Origin of the sequence: Bacillus sp. 522_BSPC, assembly GCF_001076885.1 — a bacterium.
GTDB lineage: Bacteria > Bacillota > Bacilli > Bacillales > Cytobacillaceae > Niallia > Niallia hominis.
On the sequence record NZ_JVDT01000285.1, the window covers coordinates 1 to 2,973 of the forward strand.

A 2,973-nucleotide genomic window follows, 5' to 3' on the forward strand; every position below is an offset into this window, starting at 1 on the left:
AAGAGAGCTATGTGAAAGAAAAGGTGTCATTATACATGAAGCAAATGCCTGTCCGGATCATATCCATATGTTGGTTAGTATTCCACCAAAATTAAGTGTATCGCAGTTCATGGGTTACCTAAAAGGAAAAAGTAGCCTGATGATATTTGATCGACATGCGAATTTGAAATATCGCTATGGGAATCGGAAATTTTGGTGTCGTGGTTTCTACGTTGATACCGTGGGGAGAAATAAGAAACAAATACAAGAATATATAAGAAATCAGCTGAAAGAAGATTATATGGCTGATCAGCTAACGTTGTTCGAAGAATTCGATCCGTTCACGGGTGAGAAAAATCGGAAGTAAATAAAGAAATTCTTTAGAATTGGTGAGTGAATGTGGTGCAGAAGGGAAACCTTTTCAGTGGGCCTTTAAGGCCGAGGCCGGTAAGAGAGGCTTTTAGCCGCAGAGCAAACCACCAGTTCACACTGGTGGTTTTGATTCCCGATAGTTTAACAATGATTGAATAATTTCTTCGTTTGGAAGTTGTTTAGCTGCCAAATCGTCAAGAAACTTCGTTGAATCGCTTGCGGGATCGCTTGCTTCGTCCTTCGGGAATTGTAATTTCGATAATATTGTAAATGCGTTGTATTGATGAACACGGTCAAGGGGTGTTCCTTCTTCGTAATAGATAGACGCCAGGTCAACGGAATCCCCTTCCGTGATAATCTTCTTATGTGCTTCGATCGAAACAACAAGAAGACGGTCTTTCAAGTATTGCTTCAAAGTAATTCACCGCCTGAATAAAATTCTTGCGTATATTATAGCAAATTTGACGATAAGCGTCACAAACCGCCGCTTTGACGCCAACTTTTACAACTTAGAAACTTTTTGTTTTTGTTTATCATGGTAATTCCCAAACTAAGGCGGAAACATTAAGCCCTACCGAATTACTCGCCTACAGCATCAGTTAGTTAAATTAGGTATTCAATATTATTAAAAAAAGCCAGGGAAACCCTGGCTAATGAAACCTAATTTTTACTCTTTTACCTTTAATAATCGTAAGCTATTTAATGTCACAAGAAGTGTTGCACCCATATCAGCAAAAATCGCTATCCATAAGGTTAACCATCCAGGCATGACTAAAAGTAATGCCACTAATTTAATCGCTAAAGAGAAGGTAATGTTTTGCTTGATGATTGCCAAAGCCTTACGGCTCAATTTAATCGTATATGGCAATTTACTTAAATCATCGGACATTAACGCAATATCGGCTGTTTCTAATGCTGTATCCGTTCCAGCGCCACCCATTGCTACACCAACTGTGGAAGCTGCAAGTGCTGGAGCATCGTTCACGCCATCACCAACCATCGCTACACTTTGATGTTTAGCACGAAGTTCTTTAATGAAATTCAACTTATCTTCTGGAAGTAAATCGGCTTTAATATCCGAAACACCAACTTGTTTTCCAATTGCCTCGGCAGTCCGTTGGTTATCACCTGTTAGCATCACTGTTTCGATTCCCATATTGTTCAACTTTCCGATAACTTCTTTGGATGATTCCCTCATTTCATCAGCTACGGCAATGAACAAAAGAATTTCTTTTTCAGTTCCTAACACCATCACAGTTTTCCCTTGGGTTTGCATTTCAGCGATTTTTTCTTTCCTGTCATTTGAAATGCTTCCGTGCAATTCCTCAAAAAGATTCGGACTTCCAACATAGTACATTTGGTTGTTTACTTTAGCTTTAACGCCCTTACCAGTAATAGATTGGAAATCATCGACTGATACATCATTGAACTTTAATCCCTTTTCCTCTGCTTTTCTCATAATCGCTGAAGCAAGAGGATGCTGGGATCCTTTTTCAATGGCTGCCGTGGTTAACAACAAGTTATTTTGATCTCCACCAAAGATTAAGATGTCGGTCACAGCAGGAATACCTTTTGTTAATGTTCCTGTTTTATCAAAAGCAATAGCTTTAAGGGCTCCCGATTCTTCTAAATGGATACCGCCTTTAATTAAAACGCCATTTTTCGCAGCATTTCCAATGGCAGTAACAACAGCAACAGGAGTTGAAACAACCAAGGCACACGGACAACCAACCACTAACACGGCTAACCCTTCATAAATCCATTTGCTCCAATCCCCTCCAAAAAATAAAGGAGGTACCACAACAATTAAAAGAGCTAGGATAACAATTGCTGGTGTATAGTATTTCGCAAATTTATCTACAAACGCTTGAGAAGGTGCTCTTTCTGCTTGAGCTTCTTCGACTAAATGAATAATTTTCGAGATTGTGGTATCTTCGACTCGTTTTGTTACTTTAACTTCAAGTAACCCTTCTTCATTCAAGGTTCCTGCAAACACTTCATCATCAATGTTTTTTGTTACTGGAACACTTTCACCAGTAATAGCAGCCTGATTTAGCGTAGAAGTGCCTTTAATGACCAATCCATCCATCGCTAACTTTTGACCAGGCTTAACAATCATAATATCGCCAATTTGAATATCTTCAACGTGGACGACCATTTCTTCATTACCACGACGAATTAACGCTTCTTTTGGAGCAATATCCATCAACGATTCAATGGATTGACGAGCTTTATCCATAGAATAACGCTCTAAAGCTTCACTGACAGCAAACAGTATAACAACGGTTGCCCCTTCGCCCCATTCACCAATGATTGCAGCTCCTATAATGGCGATCGTCATTAACGTATTCATATCGAACTTTAACCGGCTTAGATTTTTAAGACCTTTAATAAACAGTGAATATCCGCCAATTAAGATGGACGCTGCATAACCAATCGTTGGAATAATATGTTCTTCTCCTAATTGCTTACCTAAAAACCAGCTAATCACAAGCAAAACGGCTGAAATATATACCTTAATATTTTCTTTTTGCTTCCAGAACGGTTCTCGCTCAACTCTTTGTTCTTTTTCGTCCCTGATCTTTAAATTTTCAAATGCTCCTGCTTTTTCTAATTCTTCAA

At 38.9% G+C, this 2,973-nt stretch carries 3 protein-coding genes; 1 reads left to right on the forward strand and 2 read right to left on the reverse strand.

The features are described 5' to 3' along the window. The coding region (gene tnpA / locus ADJ83_RS23585) for an IS200/IS605 family transposase (protein WP_048718401.1) at positions 1 to 346 on the forward strand (346 nt) is incomplete at its 5' end. A 117-nt stretch (positions 347 to 463) separates the two neighbouring features. On the opposite strand, the gene ADJ83_RS23590 is transcribed toward tnpA, so the two are convergent. Then, a complete protein-coding gene (locus ADJ83_RS23590) occupies positions 464 to 766 on the reverse strand; it encodes a hypothetical protein (RefSeq protein WP_031536502.1) in 303 nt (100 codons plus the stop codon). A 252-nt stretch (positions 767 to 1,018) separates the two neighbouring features. Beyond that, positions 1,019 to 2,973 (reverse strand): heavy metal translocating P-type ATPase (locus tag ADJ83_RS23595; protein WP_048719237.1); only part of this gene is annotated, 1,955 nt, incomplete at its 5' end.